This is a genomic window from Sphingomonas sp. CCH9-F2 (genome assembly GCF_001556735.1).
Taxonomy (GTDB): Bacteria; Pseudomonadota; Alphaproteobacteria; order Sphingomonadales; family Sphingomonadaceae; genus Sphingomonas; species Sphingomonas ginsenosidimutans.
The window spans coordinates 1-209 of record NZ_LSJO01000282.1; the positions used below are offsets into that span (position 1 = coordinate 1).

The 209-nt window shown below is 73.7% G+C and carries 1 pseudogene; it reads left to right on the plus strand.

Annotation, left to right across the window (positions count from 1 at the left end):
* A pseudogene (locus tag AX685_RS22455) lies at nucleotides 1–209 on the plus strand (tail tape measure protein); the annotation flags it as partial.

Genomic DNA, 209 nt, shown 5'->3' on the forward strand with positions numbered 1-209 from the left:
CGCGACATCGACACGATGCGCCAGACGCTGGAGGGGCCGTTCGCCGCCGGGGCCGATCGCGCCGGCCGCGCGGTGGAGACCGCACTGATGCGCGCGGTGCGCACCGGCAAATTGGGGTTCGACGACCTGAAGGCGGTGGCGCTGTCGGTGCTGGCGGAGATCGCGGCGGCGGCGGTGCGCAACGGTATCGGTGCCATCGTCGGCGGTGG